Raw genomic sequence first — 20,341 nt, 5'->3', positions numbered from 1 at the left:
TTGTCGAATCAAGGGCATTCATCCTCATGCCCTTGATTCGATCACTACATGTTACTCACCGTGGCGAATAACACACCATTCACCACCGGATATTTTGAACATCAATAAAAAACCCACTTCATCTTAAGAACCACCAGCTTATTACTATCAGTACACTGTTTTGTCACAGACTACGGTGAAATTCGATACAATCCACAAAAGTCCCTTTGATCACCGCATAATCTTCATGGGTCTTTATTGGTAAAAAGCCGTTGTGCTGTAGGACTTTCTGCGAAGCGATATTATCAGCAGAGACATAGGCTATTAAGGTTTTTAGATTCAAGTAGACGATTTGTACGATCAACTCTTCTACAGCTTGTTTTGCAAGCCCTCGATTAATAAAGGCCTCCCCTATGCGATAGCCTAAATAAGCAGATCGATCCAACATGTCAATGTCCCTAAGGTTAAGCCGCCCTACGATCTCACCGCAATCATCCACTATCAGCATAGGGAGCATCTCTTGGCTTTGATACAAGGAGAGGTATTCAGCAATATGCTCCCTCACACCATCGACGCTATAAAACGCTGCGGATCTCGGATCTATATAGGATTCAAACCATCGCTTATTGTCTATTTCAAAGGACAACAAGCGATGTACATCGGCTTCAGATAACAAACGTAGTACCATAGACTCTTACCTAAATTTAACCTTTAGAACATGCCTCTAAAAATACGTCGTTTTTATCGATCCCTCTTCGCAGTGTATTACCTAGGTATTCATAAGGAACAGTAAAACATTTAGGCGCGGATGTAAGACCAACCTTTTAACTGCTGTTGTGCTAGGTACTGAACGGCAGCATCCACTTCCTTAACCTGAGGTTGGGCAGTCAGTCCCTGAGCTCGCAAGCTATTACGACAAAGCACCAATCGACTTAGAATATCTTCGTCATTCAAGGTGACAGCCAATGACATAGCAGGGCCATTTACGACGATTTCAACTTGAGCTTCCGGTTCTAATTTAAGCAAATTACGAGCGTTGTTCTGCGCTCGCTTCAAAGCATCCACAGTTGGTGCGTGGATCAATAACTGAGTGACTGCCATCACGGTATCCTTCTAAAATGAAAGTGTCTTTCTAAAATTAAAGTGTATTCGCGATATCTTGAGCCAATTTTTGTAGCGCATCGGAACCTCGGCGACGAGGACGAGGCAGTTCAATACGTTGATCTAATACAATTTTTGCAGGCGAGCCAGATAACACGACCACTCGATCTGCTAAATATACAGCTTCTTCAATGTCATGGGTGATAAACATCACCGCTTTACGTGTTTTTTCCCAAATTGCCAACAACTGATCTTGCAAATGTTGACGGGTGATAGCATCTACCGCACTGAACGGCTCATCCATTAATAACAAATGAGGTTTGACTGCTAATGCTCTGGCAATCCCACCACGCTGAACTTGCCCACCTGATAATTGATGCGGCCAACGATCCGCCAGCTCTTCCAGTCGAGCCAGTTTTAGCACATCATCCACTCGGGCACGCTTTTCTTCTGTCGTCAGATTAAGTCCTTTTAGGCCATAAGCAACATTACTGCGTAATCGACGCCAAGGCATCAAGCGACCATCTTGAAACACAATACCGCGAGAACGTCGGGTATCATTCTCCTCAACATTGAGTGAGATAGTGCCGTGGCTCGCCTTAGCAAGGCCCGCTACACAACGAAGCAGAGTCGATTTACCAACGCCAGAGCCCCCCACTACCGCAATGAATTCATCTTTTTCGACCCGCAGATCCAAATCAGTAAATACAGGGTTGGGATTGTTACCATAGTGATAACTCAGACGATCAATATTTAGGATGGGCGCCATTTCAACACTCGCTTTTCAATCAAACCAAACAATGTATCGCTCAGGGTGTAAACCAGAGAAATAACCAGCATGTAAACCACAACAACATTGTAAGCCCCGACACCAGCAGCCGAATTCATTTCCTGCCCCATACCGGGAACCCCCAGCAATTCAGCAGCGATTAACGTCATCCAGGCTTGTCCAATACCGGTTCGAATACCAGAGAAAATACCGGTTGCGGCACCAGGCAAGGTTACTTGAAGCGCTTGCCGTAAATGACCATTTTGACCAAACGCATTGGCCAATTCATAAAAACGAGGGTCCACATTACGTACCGCTGAATACGTTGCAAAGTAGTTCACCCAGAACACGCCAATGGCAATAACAAACGCCGCCCCTGCATGGCTAACTTTGAACCAGGCAATAGCAAAGACAACCCAAGCCAATGGAGGAATCGGCCGTAGAATACGTGCCAGCCAAGCATGCAACGCGTCTAGCAACAATGAGGATGCTGTTAAGGTGCCCACCATGAAGCCAAGAAACGTGCCAATTGCCAACCCCCAACTGTAGTGAATCAAGCTAGAAAGTACCGCCGGCAGCAAACGCCCAGAGGTCCACTCATCGGCCAACGCTTGTGGTAAACTAAACGGATCTGGTATCGTCCCTGGTGCCGCCCAACCTGCTGATTGAGCGTATTTCCATAACATGACAAATGCCGCGACTCCGATAAATCCCAGCAAGGCACGCCCCCATCGAGAGCGTGTTAAAGAGTCAGTCTTTAATACCATGAGGAAACCATTACTCCTTAGTTAACTCGTTATAGAAGCTAACATCAAACAAGGCTTTAAGATTCAAATTCGCCTTAAGCGTGCCTTGACTGGCTTGAAAATCACGCATGGTACGAGTGCCATCGATGATGGTATTTGGATCGGCTTGGAAATGATCCGCAGAGTTCTTTAAGGCAGTTAACACAATGTTTTCCGGTAGACGGCCACCACCGACATATTTGCCAACGGCTTTTTCAGCCTTCTCTGGATGATTGCGTAATTCGTTGGTTGCCGCTATGTGTGCTTTCACCAAAGCTTTCACCACTTCAGGGTGCTGCTTAATCAAAGATTCACGCACAACCAATACAGCTCCAGGTTGGTGAGGAAACATAGCAGAGCCAGACGCCACAACTTTCGCATCCGGCCTACGATCAAGTACGATGCTGACCACAGGCTCCAAAATCGCCGCTCCGTCTACCGCATCTGTCATCAGTGACTGTTGAACCTGAGCAGTACCTTGGTAAATAATATCAATGTTGGCGTTAATCTCATCACGACTCATACCCAACTGTTTTTGCAACCAGTACTGCAGCACGGTTTCTGGAACAGACCCTCGAGGGAAGGTAGAAATAACCGCTTTACGACCAGTCGCTGCCTTGAAACGAGCAAATGCTGTTTTGGCATCGCCGTTTTTAAAATAAGGCGCCAACTTGCCCAAGGCGACCATACTGATCTGTTCAACAATATCAGAAGCAACTACTTTGATATCCGCCCCTTTGGCGCGTGCGACCATCGCTGGCCCAATACCAAGATACGCAACGTCCAACTGTCCAGCCAAAAGTGCTTGTACAATCGCGGGGCCATTTTGAAATTGATACAACTTAGGGTCACTAACACCAGCCTTCTTTAAGGCATCACTTTCCAAAACGACAAACGCTTGGGAGACCGGAATAATCGGCATATAGCCAATTTCGAGGGACTTGACAGCGGCGGACACCAAACTACTCCAGCCACACAACACCAAAGCAATCAGAGTCACTAATCGACACATGGACGCTCTCCAGATAATTAAGATTTGGCTGTGGATTATATATAAACTAAAAGAATATTAAAAATGAAATAAAGATCATTTTGAACTAAAGAGCATTAAAAGCAGCTAAGACAGACCAAAATGCAAACAATATATATAAATATCAATTAGATAGAATTTTTTAGTCATCTGCTCACACTCAGCAAGAAATGACTACAGTCGGTATCCCTGAGGGTTTTGTCACAATAAAAATTAAACATACTGACCAGCACAAAATCCGCTGGCCCACGCCCACTGGAAATTATAGCCACCCAGCCAGCCTGTAACGTCGAGCACTTCCCCTATAAAATACAGCCCTTTTTGTTTTTGTGACTCAAAGGTTTTGGATGAAACCTCATTAGTGTTCACACCGCCCAGAGTCACTTCGGCAGTGCGGTAGCCTTCTGTACCATTGGGTGCAATATCAAAGTTTGCCAGATACTGGAACAAACTGTCGATTTGATCATTGGAAGTTTGTGCACTGCGTTCATTCAACCAAGGGAACTCAGTTTTAATCAACTCCACCAACCGTTTTGGCAACAAGTTCGATAAAACGCCTTCGTAGCTTTTCTTTGGCGTGTTTTGGCGGACAGCGAGTAAATCGTCTAACGATAAGCTTGGCGCGATATTAATGCTTAGCGCCTCGCCGGGTTGCCAGAAGTTGGTAATTTGCAGAATCGATGGGCCACTCACACCGCGATGTGTGAATAACATAGGCTCTTGGAAAGTAATGCCATTGGCGGTGGCTGCAATATCACAGGCGATGCCAGACAGTTCGGCAAATTGGGTTTTGCGCTCTGGCTGCACGGTTATTGGCACTAAACTGGCTCTAGTAGGCAGAATATCATGACCGACTTGTTTGGCAATCTCATAGCCAAATCCGGTTGCCCCCATAGTGGGAATGGACAGGCCACCCGTCGCGATAACCAAAGAATCACATGTGATATCACCTTGATTGGTTTTAAGTACCGTATATCCGTCTTGGAAATCGATATGATGGATTTTAGTATTGAGCTTAAGCTCTGCGCCAGACCACTCTAGTTCGGTCAGTAAGATCGCTAGCAAGTCTTTTGCAGAATGTTCACAAAATAACTGCCCTGGAGTCTTTTCCACATAATCCAGACCATGACGGTCAACCAGATCGACAAAATCTTGTGACGAAAAACGACGTAACGCCGAAATACAAAAATGTGGGTTGTCAGATAAGAAATGCTTGGGGGCGGCATCCATATTGGTAAAGTTACAACGACCACCGCCTGACATAAGGATTTTTTTTCCTGCTTTATTAGCGTGATCTAGGAGCAAAACACGTTTACCACGATACGCTGCCGTCGCGGCACACATTAACCCTGACGCCCCTGCTCCAATGATCACTACATCTCGTTTATCCACACTCAGCCTCACTCGTTTTTATTGGCCTGCATTATAAAGATTGGCCTTAATATTGCCATTAAATCTGCATTTCGTGGAAAAATTGCTCTTTTCCTGACCACGGAATCAAAAACGAATCAGCCTATTTTTATTGTCCACAGAATCCGTGAAGAAGGCTGTGGGAATCATCAATAATTATTTGTTATTCAATAACTTATTCAAAATCAAACATTATTTTAAGAAATTTTATTTCTTTTGATTTATCAAGGGTGTTGCATTAATTCGGATAGTTTTTGAACGAAATATCACTTAATAGTATACATCTTTACTGTTTTTATATACAGTACTGTACAAACAAACAGTAATTTGACTTATTGAGGTTGTGGATATGATTGGCATCGCAAAACCAAGACGCTACTTTAATCAACTCATCATTGGCACTTTAGCCCTACTAGCACTCTATGCACCGACAAAGGATCTAGTCTCTTATATTAATGGACTGTTTCAACACCAAAATATCGAGATAGTCGAAGCCTCATTTGGTGCGAACATGCCCTGGCAAACCCAAGGGATGAGCTATGTCAAAGTCGCCCAGGAAATCAGACCTAGCTTTTCCAAATCTCAGATTATTTATACTCGATTGCGTTTAGATAACCCGACCTCGCAACCACAAACCTATCGCAAGATTTGGCTCAACTTTAATCATAGCAATGGCTCTCGGGAATACACGACGGATTACACCTTATATAATGCAGAAACCCGTCAACGACTCATCGGCCAAAGTGTACAAGTGGGACCACACTCCAGTGTTGATGTCATCGCAGCATATCGCTTTATTCCAAGTTATCGTCAGCAAGTTCCTTCTTCCATGAGTGTCTCTTGGGAAGGAAAAGACCTTATACGCGAAAATGCCTGCTCTTATGATTTAAAAAACTTAATGACGAACAATTTTCATACTCAGTGTAGTCAGTAGAGGCTTTTCTGACTGTTTAGACATTTAACAAGAGAGGACTTTCCAAGCTCTCTCTTATGATCCTTCCCTAGTCATATAGATTCTGAGGCATACTGACGATAGCCATTACTAAAAACAAACTATTGGCAAAGCACTAATTGCTTGGTTTTCAATGTCAATCACACAAAGTTCTTCCCCTAAAGCCCTCATCATAGGAAAATACCATTCGTTACAGGCATAGTTTCTAAAAAATATAGTTATAAACAAAAAACATGATAGTCATTAGACTCTTTTTTCGGTAGCCTCTAATCTTATTTAGTAAATCCTTCCATCTGTGTATGAAGTTAATCGATGTTAATTGACTTTTTGAAAGCTTTTTTTTTAATTGAACCCGAAAAACAGCACCAGCATAGCAAGATAACGTTTCAGCAGAGTGCCCTTAAAATTCTGATCGTTGTGACACTACTAGTGTTCTTGTTTGTTGAAATAAACAGTCTGCTTATTCCGGAGTTTGAAGGAAAAGCGTTTTTTCTTACCATCAATAGCAGCTATTTAGCCATCTTAATTGGGCTTTTAGTATATTGTCGTCGCTATACTTTCACTGTTTCAGTACTTTTTTTAATCATTATGATGACCACTGGCATCTTGCTTATCACGACGACCACTAACAATAATGCCATTAAGTTCGGACTGCTTTCACTGTACTCCTTGCCCATAATAACCCGTTTATTCTTTAATTTTCGTACGACATTAGCTATCAGCATTGCCAATATTGCTTCTTTTTACCTTGTTGTACACACGTCACGCTCTTTAGAACAAACGAGCGATGCCATGCTACCCGAATTTACTTCGTTTTATTTTCAACTGCTTACCTTTGTAACACTAAATTTTGGCTTACCCTTTGCTGTGTCGCGAATGGTGTATGCGCTTGAAAGTAATACCACGCATTTAGAATCCTTGTATCGCAAACTCAATCGTAACAACACACTATATGAAGAGATTTTCGAGCATACCGGAACACCAACCATGCTCTGCAATAAGGCTGGAAAAATTCTAAAGGTGAACGAACTGGCAAGACAGTTACTCTCCCACTCAGAAAGTCAACGAAATAAAATAGAAAACAGCCTAGTACAGCACTGGCTGACACCCACCGAAGACCGTTCTGAACGTTACTTTTGGCAATCGAACACTAGGGAATGCTCACTGAAAGCCAATTCTAATACGCTAATTGAAATGCATAGAGTCAGCCTGACGAATCATGGTCACTATATCCTGCATTTACAAGATATTTCGCAGATCAAAGCCTTAAAACAGCAACTGGAAAGCTCTCAACAAACCAACTCCCGATTAACAAATTTTGATACCCTCACGTTGCTACCAAATGTGAAGTTCTTTTGTCAGCAGGTAAATAACAAGCTAGCATTCGAAAGGACTCATTATTCTGGCGCCATGATCATTATTCGCATTAGCCAGTTTAAATTGCTTAATAAGCAATACGGCAAAGACAACGCCAATCGCCTCATCTTAAGTTTCGCCAAAATTCTCAAAAACAAGCTCTCAGATCAAACCTTTATCTGCCGTCTTCGAGGCGTGAAGTTCGCCTGCTTTGTCCCTCTTGGACAAACCTATTTAATCAAACGCAATCTGTCCGCCCTGATTCAATCCACCCTACCCGATCAAATAAAAATGGATGGCAACCTATTAAATATGGATTATCAAGTGGGTGTTTCTTATTATCAAACCGATGGAAACAGCGCGGAAGAATTGCTTGATCGCTGCGAAATGGCTTTGGAATACTCATCCAACGCTGATCGAATTTCTTATTACAACAACCAGCTTGAAGACAAATTAGTAGAAGAACATCAGCTTGGGCTTGAATTAAGTAACGCCATAAAATGCAACAACATTGTTTTATGGTTACAACCTCAAATTGGACGGGATGGCTACATCTGTTCCTTTGAAGCATTGGCTCGCTGGCAAAAAGCAGACGGTAGTTTTGTCTCCCCTATGACGTTTATCTATTTAGCGGAAAAGCTAGGACTTCTACCCACTCTTGCAGAAAACTTACTTCGCTCTCTCATCCCAATTTTATCCGAGTGGCATAAAGAAAAAATCTACACGCCCATCGCTTTCAATTTAGCAGGCCAAGAGTTGATGAACGATGTATTTTTTGCCCATTTAATGTCTTTATCTGCGGACCATCCTTGGCTTGGTAAAATGCTTGAATTGGAAATTACTGAAACCAGCGCTGTAATGACTCATCCGATTGTCCACAAACGTCTCAAAGCCCTATCGCAGTACGGTTTTATTATTGCCATTGATGATTTTGGTACGGGGCTCGCTTCATTAGGGCAATTAATCGACATTCCCGCCAAAATCTTGAAAATAGACCGACGCTTTGTATCGCCCTTACCTGACGACCAACGACACCTAGATATTGTTAAGTCAACCATTCAACTTGCTCAATCGCTTAATATGAAAGTCATCGCAGAGGGCATAGAGAGCAAAGAACAAGCTGATACACTTATCGATTTGGGCTGTCATATCATGCAAGGCTACTATTTTGGCAAGCCTGCTCCCATGACAGAATGGACAGAAAACAACCACGCCAAAGCAAAACATTTAAGACTGGTTCGCTAATAACAACATAAGGGGTTATCCTCCAAAGATTTTATCTGGTATAACCGCCTTAATTTTCCATGATACAGGAAAAAGAAACAAAAAAGCCTGAGCATTATTAATACTCAGGCTTTGATCATCTTATTTCTCAACCTATCATCATTAAGGGTAAAACTCATAAAAAGCTGAAAATAGAAAGCTTTGAACGGTTATCTAACACCTAGAACGCTTTCGTATAAGCCAAGGAAACCACATTTGCTGAAGAGTCATAATCGGCTTTATAGGTCCCTCTTGAAGCATCTTCTGGCAAACTACCATCACGATTCACACTCACATTCTCTATAGCGACATGGGTATAAGCAAAGGAAGCGGAGCTGGAATCATCAATGTGATACGTCGCGCCCACGGAGTACCACTTACGATCACCATCTGGTGTTCTTGCTGAACGGTATTTATCTGTCACTGGAGTATTGTCCATGGCAATACCAGTCCGCAATGTCAAAGCATCTGAATAATCGTAGGTTAAGCCTGCAGAATACATCCATTCATCATCGAATCCAAAGGTAAGAACAGAGTTCGGCTGATTGCTACCAAACTTAATATTAAGACCATCCTTCATTGAACTCCAACCTGTATGTATTGCACTTAAACCAAGGCGCAGTTTATTCGTTAAGGTTTGATCCAAACTGATGGTCAACACATCAGGGAATTTAAGATTATCTTCAGCACTTGTATTAACTAATTGGTAGCCTTTCTGGGAAAGGGCTTGGTTTACTCCAGCAACATTGTCGTACTTCACATCCCCTTTGAAATCGAATTTTACCTTGCTTCGATAACCAACACCGATACGAGTTCCTTTAATAGGCTCCATTAATACCCCCAAACTGAACCCATATCCGGTTGCTGCAGCCTTAATCTTACCTAACCCTTCACCACCAGCCTGAGCGATGGTGGAACCAACTGCAGAAGCTAAAACAACATGGGCACGATGGACTTGTACGCTGGCACCAGCAGAAAACCAATCATTTACTCTATGAGCGACGGAAAAAGCTAAGGCTATGTCTTTTAAAGACGTTTCAGTCGCATGGAAACGACCTGGCCAAGTATTACCATAATCCCCAGACAACCCAAAAGGCGCATTCAAAGAAATCCCACCTACTGTGTCATCAGACAAAGGCATCGCATAATAGAAAGCGGGAATAAAGGCATTGTCTACGGAATCTGAATTGGTTGTTGATCCGCTTATGGGAGATCCCCCAAAAGCTTTTGCATTCGTTGCAGAAATATTCGTCACGTCCATTTTTGGCATAACATACGCGCCCGATACATAAAAGGTATTTTTCTTAGCATTCAGAAAAAGGGCGGGGTTCCAGTAACTAAAAGAAATGTCTTCACCAGAAGCTGCAGCACCAGCTAAAGCGTTTCCTGATGCCGTCGTACTATGATCATTTAAAGCAAAGCCCGCTGAGTAAGCGCTAGAAGCCGACGCTACCGCCAAAGCGACCACACTTGCTTTAAATAAAACGCAAGAACGAGTTGATAAGGTTGTCATATTAAGCTCCATTTTTTATTTTTATTGGTGAATCTTTAGGGAAATTTGACAAATCCCCCTATACAGCTTGAGTATAGTACTCCTCAACATGATATTACCAGTAGGCATCACAACTTTATTTGAATATTTACAAAAAACATTTCATGAAAATACGCTCACTGCACAAGACGCAGCAAGTTTGCTTCAGATGACAATCGATATGCCATTGAGATCAAAAAATTAAAAACTATTAAGGCAGTTTTTTTTTATAAAATTTAACAATAGAGAGAGTCAATGGTGATAAACTGAATTATTGAGAACAGTGAAAAAATAGAAAGACTGAATAATGATATAGCTAGAGAAAGGAGATATTTTCTTATCTAAGAGGCTATTAACAGATATTGATTTTAATCTAGATGAAAATGGCGGAACGGACGGGACTCGAACCCGCGACCCCCTGCGTGACAGGCAGGTATTCTAACCAACTGAACTACCGCTCCATTTATTCTCTTTAGATAATAACTATCCGAAGGGAGATTATAGGTATTTAACCACTTTCCTATAAGTGGTGGGTGTGGAGAGGTTCGAACTCCCGACATTCGCCTTGTAAGGGCGACGCTCTCCCAACTGAGCTACACACCCAATCAACATTTTACATCTGTTCGATGTGGAGTTCGTGAACTCCCGCTGATATGCGCCTTGTTAAGATCAATTTCCCAACTGAGCTACACACCCAATAACATTTTACATCTGTTCGATGTGGAGTTCTTAACTCCCACTGATATGCGCCTTGTAAGGAAATATTTTCCCAACTGAGTAACACACCCGACACGTAGTTTTACATCTTGTCGAAAGATGGCGGAATGGACGGGACTCGAACCCGCGACCCCCTGCGTGACAGGCAGGTATTCTAACCAACTGAACTACCACTCCGTTGTCATAAGCTGTTTAACCACTGTCTTATAAGTGGTGGGTGTGGAGAGGTTCGAACTCCCGACATTCGCCTTGTAAGGGCTAAAAATCAAAAGAACGTTACTTGCCTCAACTCACTTTGAAGAGCATTCTAACCAAAAACAACTAAATTTCAATAAGTTATCGATAATTTCATTATCAACTCGACTATCTTGCTATTAAAATACCAATTTAATAGAAAATGGTCATAACTCTAGTAAATATAATCGATTTTGATATTGGGCTTCGCTCAACAACGGGCGCAGATATTACATCATTAATTTCATATGTCTAGGTTTCTTGGCAAACTTTTTCTTCTTTGATGGAAGTCCCCTACTTTGCTATCGATACCTACCCAAAGCATTACAAGCTTAGGGTGGGATAAATGAAGGAAAATCTAATGCTAGTACTGATACTATTTAGATCCAAACACTAATGTTCAGTTTATGCATTCCTCCATCCAGAGGTACTCGCACTATCTTGTTGATAATTTGAATATCCATGCCATCCACCACAGCCCGCATTCCACTTAGCACTAAAGAGTCTTTTAAAGGACCACTAACACTCGAAGAATCAGCACAATCAACCGATTGCACGACGACAATAAAGTATTCGGTCTCGTCGACTTTTACAGAGACTTCAAAACCCGGCCAATCTGACGGGATACAAGGCTTCATAGTCAGTTCTTTACCTTTTCTGTGCAAACCAAGAATACCTTCCATGCCCGCTCGGTACATCCAACCCGCCGAGCCTGTGTACCAAGTCCAACCACCACGTCTTATATGAGGCGCTACGGAATACACGTCTGCAGCAACCACATAAGGTTCAACTTTATAACAATCAGTCTCTTCAGCATTTAGAGCGTGATTGATCGGATTGAGTAAATTAAACAAGTCACTGGCTTTGTTGCCATCACCCAACTTGGCATAAGCCAAAATCGCCCACATGGCAGCATGGCTGTATTGACCACCATTTTCCCGTAACCCCGGCGGATAGCCTTTAATATAACCCGGATCGTGGCTGGTTTTATTAAATGGCGGTGTAAACAATAATGCCAGTTTTGACTCAGGTTGAATCAGGTATTGCTCGACCGATTCCATGGCTTTCGCGGCGCGCTCTGGGTCACCCGCTTCGGATAAAACTGCCCAAGATTGCACAATAGAATCAATTCGGCATTCGTCATTGTCTTTTGATCCTAACCAGCTGCCGTCATCGAAACTTGCTCGACGATACCATTCGCCGTCCCACGCTTTCTCTTCAATCGCTTCTCGGACTTTACTGACATGCGCCACCCACCGCTGTACTCGTTCGCCTTCATTACGAGCTTGCGCCATGGGCGAGAACAAATGAATGGTACGAATCAACAACCAGCCTAACCAAACACTTTCCCCTTGACCGCCTTCACCGACGCGATTCATGCCATCGTTCCAGTCGCCCGAGCCCATTAATGGCAGGCCATTTTCGCCAGTCAGTTCAAGACATTGATCCAACCCGCGAGCACAATGCTCAAATAAGGTCGCAGACTCGTCCGATTCCATAGGATGAAAATACGCGTCATGCTGTTCCGCCGCCAATAACGGCCCTTCGATAAAGGCGATTTTTTCGTCCAAAATAGACACATCACCGGAGGTTTCAATGTAAGTCGCCGTGGCATACGCTAGCCAGACTCTATCATCAGAAATATGCGTACGCACGCCCTGCCCGGTATGAGGCAACCACCAATGCTGTACATCGCCCTCGACAAACTGGCGACTCGCCGCACGCAAAATATGCGCTCTGGTCATATCCGGTCGGCGGAATGTCATCGACATACCGTCTTGTAATTGATCTCGAAAGCCATACGCACCGCTGGCTTGATAAAACGCTGAACGCGCCCACATACGACACGCCACCGTCTGATATAGCAGCCAACCATTGAGCATAATATCCATCGCTCGATCTGGCGTTTTCACCTGAACCGCGCCTAGCAAGGTATCCCAATGCTCGGTTACTTCAGCTAGTACTTGATCCAAATCCGCATGGCGATATTGCTCGATCAAATCACGAGCTTTGGCAACAGAAGCACATTGCCCCAGCAAGATCACCACTTCCACTGATTCATCCGGTTCCAGCTCAATAATAGATTGTTGCGCAGTACAAGGATCCTGTCCCGCGCCAATACTGCCAGACAAAGACGAATCCCTGAGTAAGGCCGCTGGTGCATTCATACAACCATTGCGTCCCAGAAACTCGGTACGATCTGTCGTCCAGGTCGATTGCATCCCGCCCATATCGGCAAAAGCAACACGCCCCGGAAACGACACATTCCAGCGATTACAAACGAATAAGGCGTTTGAGCCAGCCGAATCCAAATCCGTGGTAATAAATGGCGCAGACGTTCCACGAGCTGTGCCTAACACCCATTCGGCGTAAGACGTAACGGAGAATCGACGACGTCGCCTCGTTTGGTTATGCAAGGTTAAACGTGAAATTTTGATCGGATCTGTCAAAGGCACGTATTGCAATAATGTCAGTGCCAAGCCATCCGCTTGATGTTCAAAGCCGCTATAACCACGACCATGATGAGCAACAAATGCACTTTGATTGGCTTTGTTGTTCGCTTGATTAATAGAACGAAGCGGCTGAGCCGTGGCGCCAAACAATTCCAAAGTGTCTTCATCGCGCACGTAAATCGCTTCTCCAGACGGATTAGAAACCGGATCATTACACCAAGGCGTTAACTGGTTCTCGCGGCTGTTTTCCGCCCACGTATAACCACTGCCTTCGGCCGACACATGAAAACCAAAGCTCGCATTGGCAATGACATTGATCCAAGGCGCAGGCGTCGAGGCGCCGTTTTCAAGAATCACCGTATATTCCCGACCATCTAAACCAAAACCGCCCAAGCCATTGAAGAACTCTAGCTCTTGTTTCAGAGCTGCTAACTTATCGCTGGCTGTTGAATTCTTTGCCTTGAATGGAATGATATTGTCACCTATCGATTTATTCTTAGAGCGAATCTTCGGCGGCCAAGTCAACGCTGGCGGCAAGCGATGAATATGTTTACCAATGGATCCTCGACGAGCAATAAGCACCACCCGAGCAACCGATTTGAGCAAATCACGAACCTGCACATCCACCAAGTCCGCACGCAAAACATGCACAGCGCCTTGCACATGATCATCGTTAGATTTATCGATCAATCGAGGCCGCGACTGGCTACTTCGTACTGCAGTTTCAATGGCAATTTGCAAGTCTTGTAAATAAGAACACGCGTGCTCGTTGATGATCACCAGATCCACCGCCAACCGTTTCATACGCCAGTATTCATGGGCGCGCAATAATTGCTTCACTTGATCAATGTCTTCGACGTCATCAATGCGCAACAGCACAATGGGCAAATCACCACTAATCGAATGCGGCCAAAGCACAGACTGACACGCCATGCCGCGATGAATGGCGTCGGCCGAGACGCGAAAACGCGGATCGGCGTATATAATCGGCGCAGCAAGTCGTTGGAAATCGTGCGCCTCGGTTGGGATAATATCCAAATGACGCAATTGCACTTGCGCCTGTGTCCATGCCAAGGTTTTCGCCCTGTCATAAGCGCTACGGTCGTGATGTCGATCAATAATATCCATTAATTCTTCACGAGAAGACGCCACAACTGTCCAAAACGCCACTTTCGCCACACTGCCTGCTGGCACATGAACGGCATAGCGCAACGAGAAAATAGGATCTAACACAGTCCCGATTGAATTGTTCAGGTCGACACTTTCAACGGACGAATCGTCACGATCAAACGCGGCGGCTGTGGCAATAGAATTGCCTCGCCCAATAAACAAGGCGCGGTTAGTTTCATATTGAGGATCGGCCGTCACTTCCCCTTCCACAATGGCAAAGTGCGCTGCCCAAATTGAAGGTTCCTGCGCGGCACGTTTACGGCGAGTCGCGATTAGCGCATTGTATTCAGGGGCATATTCCGTTTGTACAAACATCTTGGCAAAGGCCGGATGAGCATTGTCTGTAGCTGGCGTCGTTAATACCAATTCTAAGTAGGAAGTCAGTTCAATGTCATAAGCCGCTCGACCATTATTACTCAAGGAAATACGACGTACTTCGCCATCGTCTTCACCGGAAACCAAAACGTCCATGGTCGTGGTTAGATCACCATCATGGCGCACGAACTCAGCATGATCTTCTTCAAACACTCCCGCAGGATAATGACCTTCATCTTGCAAAGGTTGAGCGGAACTCGACCAAAGCTGACCTGTATTTTTATCACGCAAGAACATGAAACTACCGTAATGATCGCATGTGGTGTCTTCCTGCCAGCGGGTCACCGCTATATCGCGCCAACGACTGTAGCCCGCGCCAGTGGAGGTTAACATCACCACATAGCGTCCGTTCGATAACAAATGCGTAATGGGCGAGCCTGCGGCTGTTGGGCTTAGTCGTCGAACGATCGGCGCAATCACCGTCAGAGAAGACGCGTAGGTTTTCACTTCTTCTGCCCGTGGATGACTAATACAAACATCTCTTGGCATACGTTCTTGCAATAAGAGTTCACACGCCTGAATCATAGGTTCTTGATGAAAACGTTGTCTAAACACGCCTTCCAGCAAGGTATTGGCAATAGCCACAATGGTCATGCCCTGATGATGCGCCATGAAACTGCGCACAATGGCAACATGGCTTTCAACAGGTAAACGAGTCGGCGTAAAGTCCAGCGCCTCATAAAATCCATAACGTCCACAAGCGCCCATGCTGTTTAGGCGCCCATAATTATCAACCGCCGCCTGAGGATCAATCATGGAGGCAAGACCTGTAGCATAAGGCGCGATGACTCTATTTTCTGCCAAACCGCGTTTTAGACCGAGTCCCGGTACACCAAAGTTAGAATATTGATAAGTAAACTCAATATCACGCGCATTATAAGAAGATTCCGACACGCCCCAAGGAATGCCAAGCTGTTTGCCGTATTCCTGCTGACGCCCAACAATCAGGCGATTGGTCTGTTCAAGTAAACTGCCCGTTGGCGCTCGCATGATCAGCGATGGCATCAAATATTCGAACATAGAACCTGACCAAGAAATTAACGCCGAGCCGTTCCCCATGGGCGTTGCAGCTCGACCAAGACGGAACCAGTGTTTCGTCGCCACATCGCCTTTGGCGATAGCAAACAGGCTCGCTAATCGCGCTTCCGAAGCCAATAGATCGTAACAACTTGGATCGAGACTATTTTCGGCAAGTGAATAACCAATCGACAAAAGTTTGCGCTCAGGATCAATGAGAAACGCAAAATCCATATCTAACGCCATATTATGCGCGGTGCTCGCCAGTGTTGTTAATCGAGCCAGCAAAGCATCTGGCGCATCACGCTGTTCAAGCGTATCGCGCTGCTGTTCAACCATCACCTTCTTGGCGGCTTCAATCCAATAAATGAAATCAGCATGACGCCCTTGTGCAACTTCTTCACCCGAACCTAATGGTCGCTCACGAGCCAATTTCGCGGCTTTATCGGTCAATCGAATTAAAATCGGCGTTAACGCCTCAATAGTCTGTCGGCTGTTTAATCGACTCTCGATATCATCCAAGGTTGCCAACAATGGATGTTCGTTGTCTGTTACAGTAACACTCAAATCTGGACTAACAGAATGAATTGCTTGTTTTGAGTCAGCCACTAAGGATTGTCTAGCCAACGCAATGTTGTCTATAAAACCCGAGCGCACCGTGGAGTTTAGCTTAGCGGTTAAAGTGCCTTGAAATAGCTCTTGAGATAGCCCTACGACAGACTCCTCCTGCCATTGTTCGCAACTGTTTGCCAGCGCAATCAAATGCCCCGCAAGATTGCCGCTGTCCACCGAAGAAATGTATTCCGGCAACAAGGTATGCAAGCTTTGCGTACCGTACCAGTTGAAGAAATGCCCGTTGTGTTTTGGTAGTTTTTCCAACGTCACAAAGGTCGTTTCGAGTCGCTCAATCGTTTCGATTAGCCCAGCCCAACCAAAATCTCGCGCCGCCACTGAAGACAACAAATACAAACCAATATTGGTTGGCGAAGTTCGATGGGCCACCACAGGCTCTGGGTCTTCTTGGAAATTATCTGGCGGTAAAAAATTGTCTTCCTCTGTGACAAAGGTTTCAAAATAACGCCACGTTTTGCGCGCAGTAAGACGTAAGGTGACCGCACCGACATCGAGTTCATCAGGTCGCAACACTTCGGGGGATCGACTAACAAACACGGCGACCAAAGGCGCAAGACACCAAAGCAAAGCAAACGGCAACACCAGCAGCCATACCGCCGGATTCACCACAATGACAAACAAGCAAACCGCTAAAGCAAGCAAGGTTCCACTGGCCATATTTTGATAAAAACCCATAACCTTGAGTCGTGGGCTCGCATTACTCTGCGCCGCGGTTGCCCATTCCAAACAACGTCGATGGGTCACACTCAAACGCAACAAGGTACGTGTGATCGCATCCAATGAGCGCCAGCTTTGATCAGGCAGAAAGGCGATAGATAAAAAAGTCTGACTCAAAGCAAGGCGTAAATCCCCTAACCACAAGCGAAAATGATTGCTAGTGTCGACGCCTGAACGATGAGGAATCATCGAAAAAACGCAGGGCAACAAGGGTGGAATGGCCATGAAGGCCAATAATACAGCGCTAAAAAATAACGCCGACGACGGAAACAACAACCAACTTAACGCCAAGGCTAACAGGGTTGTTGGTGCCACCAGCGAACGCCTTAAATTATCGAGTAGCTTCCAACGCCCCAAACTAGAAACGCCCTGCTCTGTTGGTTTGCTCATAATCCACGGCAACAGCTGCCAATCGCCTCGCATCCAACGATGCTGACGTTTCGCAGCGGCATCGTATCGAGCAGGAAATTCTTCCACCACTTCCACATCTGATACCAAACCGGCGCGCGCAAAAATGCCTTCGAATAAATCGTGGCTCAGCATGGTGTTATTCGGCACGCGATCCGCTAGCGCGGCTTCGAACATATCGACATCGTAAATGCCTTTGCCAGTGAAAGAACCTTCGCCGAAAAGATCTTGATAGACATCGGAAATCGCCGCGGCATAAGGATCCATTCCGCCGGGAGCAGAAAATATGCGCTGGAACAAAGAACCTTCCGCGCCCACCGACAAAGAAGGTGTGACGCGAGGTTGAAGAATCCCGTAACCCGCGACAACTCGCTGTTTGACTTTATCCAAACGTGGACGATTCAACGGATGCGCCATTTTACCGATTAATCGCAACGCGGCTTCTCGTGGCAAACGCGTGTCGGCATCAAGGGTAATCACATAGCGAACATTACTCGGCACACTAGGTGCTTTGCCCTGAATAGCCATAAACGTGGTGTCCGTTGCGCCGCGTAATAATAGATTAAGTTCATGCAACTTACCGCGCTTACGCTCCCAACCCATCCACACATTTTCGCTCGGGTTAAACAATCGACGACGATGCAACAAGATAAAACGCGGACCGGATGGACCTTCTTCGTAACGTTGGTTTAATCGCTCTATTTCCAACGCCGCCCGTTCTAACAATAAGGCGTCGCTTTCTAATTCTTCCAAATCAGCATCTTTGCCGTCAGTTAATAAGGCAAAGCTTACATCGCCGTCGATACCGCTCAGATAATGCACTTCCAAGCGTTCAATTTGCTCTAATAAATCCGCTTCAGAGGTGAGCAAAGTCGGCACGGCGATTAAGGTTCGTAACGAGGCCGGCACGCCCGCTTTTAGTTCAAGTCCCGGCAACATCAACGCGCCAAAGCGCCAGGTCACTAAACGATTAACGATGGCAAACGCCACTTCTGTGGCGGGAATAAAAGCCACTACTGCCCATAGCAACCAAGATTGTGCAGGAAACGCTAGGAATCCCGCGAAAAAAATACTCATGGCAAGAAAAGCCAAGGCAAGAATGGCAATCGTACCGCTGTAACCCGCGACGCCTAAGCGCATATGAAAACGCCGGACTCTTAATCCCATGGTGGGTTTATAGGCGATGGATTTTTCGAAAGCCAATCGGCCCTGTTCAATCAAATAATAACCTGGGTCACCAAGACGACTTTTTTCTACCTTGGCTTCTTCCGAAAGCGCTTGTGCCGACTCATCATTCTTTGATTCCGCACTCTTTAATTCCGTATTCTTAGATTCAAAAGGCTTTACGCTGTCTTTCGCCATTTCTACGGCACGCTGAGCAATCTCTATCTCTGAATAATCACAGCCTCGCGCCAACTCCTCCACAGCACTGCGGTACAAGTTACGTGTCGGGAAATCCATTTGGGCAAACAGGCCATAACGGTAAAATTCTTGATCGACCAGACTGACTTTCTCAAACAATTCCGACCAATCAATGTCGGAAATCAACCGCATGCTAGTGATCACATTTCGGATAGTGACGTTCGATGCGCCTTGGCGTTGCTGGGCATGTTGCACCACTTCTTCAACCGAAAGACCTTGCAGTTGCAAGCGCTGCTCTAGCCAATCCAATGCTGGTGTAGTTTTCGGATCTTGGTCTCGTAATCGCTTCGCCAATTGCGCTGCAAACACTTCCGATAACGGTTCCGGTGAGCGGGAGGCGATGTCTTCTTGTAACGCTGAATGAGCACTACCTGCCACCAAAAGCCGCTCGGTAAAATGATCGGCGTCGTGGCGAGCTTCCCGTCCGACGGCAATTTGATCGGCCAAACGGCGCAGGTTTTCAATTAATACAATGCGCAGCGTAATCGCCACTGCCCACAATTCGCCAATGGTGAGCGGTTGGACTGTTTGATAAGCATGAATAAAACGCACCAGAACATCAGGATCTATATGGCTATCGGTGTGCGCTACAAACGCCCAGGTTAAGCCAAATACCCGCGGATAACCGGCAAAAGGACCATCAGCTAGCTTAGGTAATTGTCGATAATAACTGTCTGGCAAATCATCTCGGATCTCGCGAATCTGTTTTTCCACCAAATGATAATTATCGAGCAGCCATTCCGCGGCAGGAACGACACTTCCGCCTCGTTCTAACTCAGCAGCACTTTCACGATAGGATGCCAAAAGCGCCGTGGCATTTTCATCCATACGTGTTTGCAAAGGCAACACGGAAGGCTCGGAACCGAATACCTGCTGAGCCAAAGCCAAACTTTCTGCATGCTCTTCAAGCCGTTCTAAGCCAAACAATTCCTCTCGAACAGGAATCTTGCTGTCCCAAAGCGAGTGAGAAAATCGTCGTCCAAGTAGAGAAGAAAAAGTGTTTAACATAATCGCCTTAA

The 20,341-nt window shown here is 45.4% G+C and carries 10 protein-coding genes and 3 tRNA genes; 2 read left to right on the top strand and 11 right to left on the bottom strand.

Annotated features, from left to right (window positions below; translation table 11 throughout):
- Positions 1 to 163: 163 nt before the first annotated feature.
- The 6 genes from AC0VYI_RS10700 to AC0VYI_RS10675 all read right to left on the bottom strand — a co-directional run bounded on the left by AC0VYI_RS10700 (position 164) and on the right by AC0VYI_RS10675 (position 5,056).
- Complete coding sequence (locus AC0VYI_RS10700; RefSeq protein WP_475449216.1) at positions 164 to 667, bottom strand: GNAT family N-acetyltransferase; 504 nt, start codon at positions 665 to 667, stop codon at positions 164 to 166.
- A gap of 110 nt (positions 668 to 777) precedes the next feature.
- Positions 778 to 1,080: a DsrE family protein gene (locus AC0VYI_RS10695; protein WP_475449214.1), complete on the bottom strand. Its 303-nt coding sequence runs from the start codon at positions 1,078 to 1,080 to the stop codon at positions 778 to 780.
- A gap of 37 nt (positions 1,081 to 1,117) precedes the next feature.
- Entirely contained in the window at positions 1,118 to 1,849 is a 732-nt protein-coding gene (locus AC0VYI_RS10690) for an ABC transporter ATP-binding protein (RefSeq protein ID WP_199477630.1), read from the bottom strand.
- A complete protein-coding gene (locus tag AC0VYI_RS10685) occupies positions 1,834 to 2,616 on the bottom strand; it encodes an ABC transporter permease (protein WP_199477629.1) in 783 nt (260 codons plus the stop codon). Before AC0VYI_RS10685 ends, AC0VYI_RS10690 begins: the two co-directional genes overlap by 16 nt.
- A 10-nt stretch (positions 2,617 to 2,626) precedes the next feature.
- A complete protein-coding gene (locus AC0VYI_RS10680; protein WP_199477628.1) occupies positions 2,627 to 3,646 on the bottom strand; it encodes an ABC transporter substrate-binding protein in 1,020 nt (339 codons plus the stop codon).
- A 231-nt stretch (positions 3,647 to 3,877) separates the two neighbouring features.
- A complete protein-coding gene (locus AC0VYI_RS10675) occupies positions 3,878 to 5,056 on the bottom strand; it encodes a BaiN/RdsA family NAD(P)/FAD-dependent oxidoreductase (protein ID WP_475449212.1) in 1,179 nt (392 codons plus the stop codon).
- Positions 5,057 to 5,423: 367 nt separating this feature from the next.
- On the opposite strand from AC0VYI_RS10675, the gene AC0VYI_RS10670 reads away from it, so the two are divergent.
- Both AC0VYI_RS10670 and AC0VYI_RS10665 read left to right on the top strand, forming a co-directional pair.
- Positions 5,424 to 6,008, top strand: a complete 585-nt coding sequence (locus AC0VYI_RS10670) for a hypothetical protein (RefSeq protein WP_475449210.1) — start codon at positions 5,424 to 5,426, stop codon at positions 6,006 to 6,008.
- A gap of 330 nt (positions 6,009 to 6,338) precedes the next feature.
- Complete coding sequence (locus tag AC0VYI_RS10665) at positions 6,339 to 8,627, top strand: EAL domain-containing protein (protein ID WP_475449208.1); 2,289 nt, start codon at positions 6,339 to 6,341, stop codon at positions 8,625 to 8,627.
- Between the two features lie 199 nt (positions 8,628 to 8,826).
- On the opposite strand, the gene AC0VYI_RS10660 is transcribed toward AC0VYI_RS10665, so the two are convergent.
- From AC0VYI_RS10660 to AC0VYI_RS10640, 5 genes are all read right to left on the bottom strand, one after another.
- Positions 8,827 to 10,158: an OmpP1/FadL family transporter gene (locus AC0VYI_RS10660; RefSeq protein WP_475449206.1), complete on the bottom strand. Its 1,332-nt coding sequence runs from the start codon at positions 10,156 to 10,158 to the stop codon at positions 8,827 to 8,829.
- Positions 10,159 to 10,560: 402 nt separating this feature from the next.
- Positions 10,561 to 10,637: transfer RNA gene (locus tag AC0VYI_RS10655), tRNA-Asp, on the bottom strand.
- Positions 10,638 to 10,703: 66 nt separating this feature from the next.
- A tRNA-Val gene (locus tag AC0VYI_RS10650) sits at positions 10,704 to 10,779 on the bottom strand.
- Between the two features lie 214 nt (positions 10,780 to 10,993).
- Positions 10,994 to 11,070 (bottom strand) — tRNA-Asp (locus AC0VYI_RS10645).
- A 437-nt stretch (positions 11,071 to 11,507) separates the two neighbouring features.
- Positions 11,508 to 20,330: a GH36-type glycosyl hydrolase domain-containing protein gene (locus AC0VYI_RS10640; RefSeq protein WP_475449204.1), complete on the bottom strand. Its 8,823-nt coding sequence runs from the start codon at positions 20,328 to 20,330 to the stop codon at positions 11,508 to 11,510.
- Positions 20,331 to 20,341 lie beyond the last annotated feature (11 nt).

The sequence above is a fragment of the Marinomonas sp. 63XJN7_9_ISO-PGPR-S23-217 genome, assembly GCF_056173515.1.
Note: the sequence above shows the minus strand (reverse complement) of the source record. Positions and strands in the feature narration are given on the sequence as shown.

What these genes read in the sequence shown, in the direction of transcription:
- AC0VYI_RS10700 (WP_475449216.1), bottom strand. Translation starts at nt 667, where the DNA reads ATGGTACTACGTTTGTTATCTGAAGCCGATGTACATCGCTTGTTGTCC.
- AC0VYI_RS10695 (WP_475449214.1), bottom strand. Translation starts at nt 1,080, where the DNA reads ATGGCAGTCACTCAGTTATTGATCCACGCACCAACTGTGGATGCTTTG.
- AC0VYI_RS10690 (WP_199477630.1), bottom strand. Translation starts at nt 1,849, where the DNA reads ATGGCGCCCATCCTAAATATTGATCGTCTGAGTTATCACTATGGTAAC.
- AC0VYI_RS10685 (WP_199477629.1), bottom strand. Translation starts at nt 2,616, where the DNA reads ATGGTATTAAAGACTGACTCTTTAACACGCTCTCGATGGGGGCGTGCC.
- AC0VYI_RS10680 (WP_199477628.1), bottom strand. Translation starts at nt 3,646, where the DNA reads ATGTGTCGATTAGTGACTCTGATTGCTTTGGTGTTGTGTGGCTGGAGT.
- AC0VYI_RS10670 (WP_475449210.1), top strand. Translation starts at nt 5,424, where the DNA reads ATGATTGGCATCGCAAAACCAAGACGCTACTTTAATCAACTCATCATT.
- AC0VYI_RS10665 (WP_475449208.1), top strand. Translation starts at nt 6,339, where the DNA reads ATGTTAATTGACTTTTTGAAAGCTTTTTTTTTAATTGAACCCGAAAAA.
- AC0VYI_RS10660 (WP_475449206.1), bottom strand. Translation starts at nt 10,158, where the DNA reads ATGACAACCTTATCAACTCGTTCTTGCGTTTTATTTAAAGCAAGTGTG.
- AC0VYI_RS10640 (WP_475449204.1), bottom strand. Translation starts at nt 20,330, where the DNA reads ATGTTAAACACTTTTTCTTCTCTACTTGGACGACGATTTTCTCACTCG.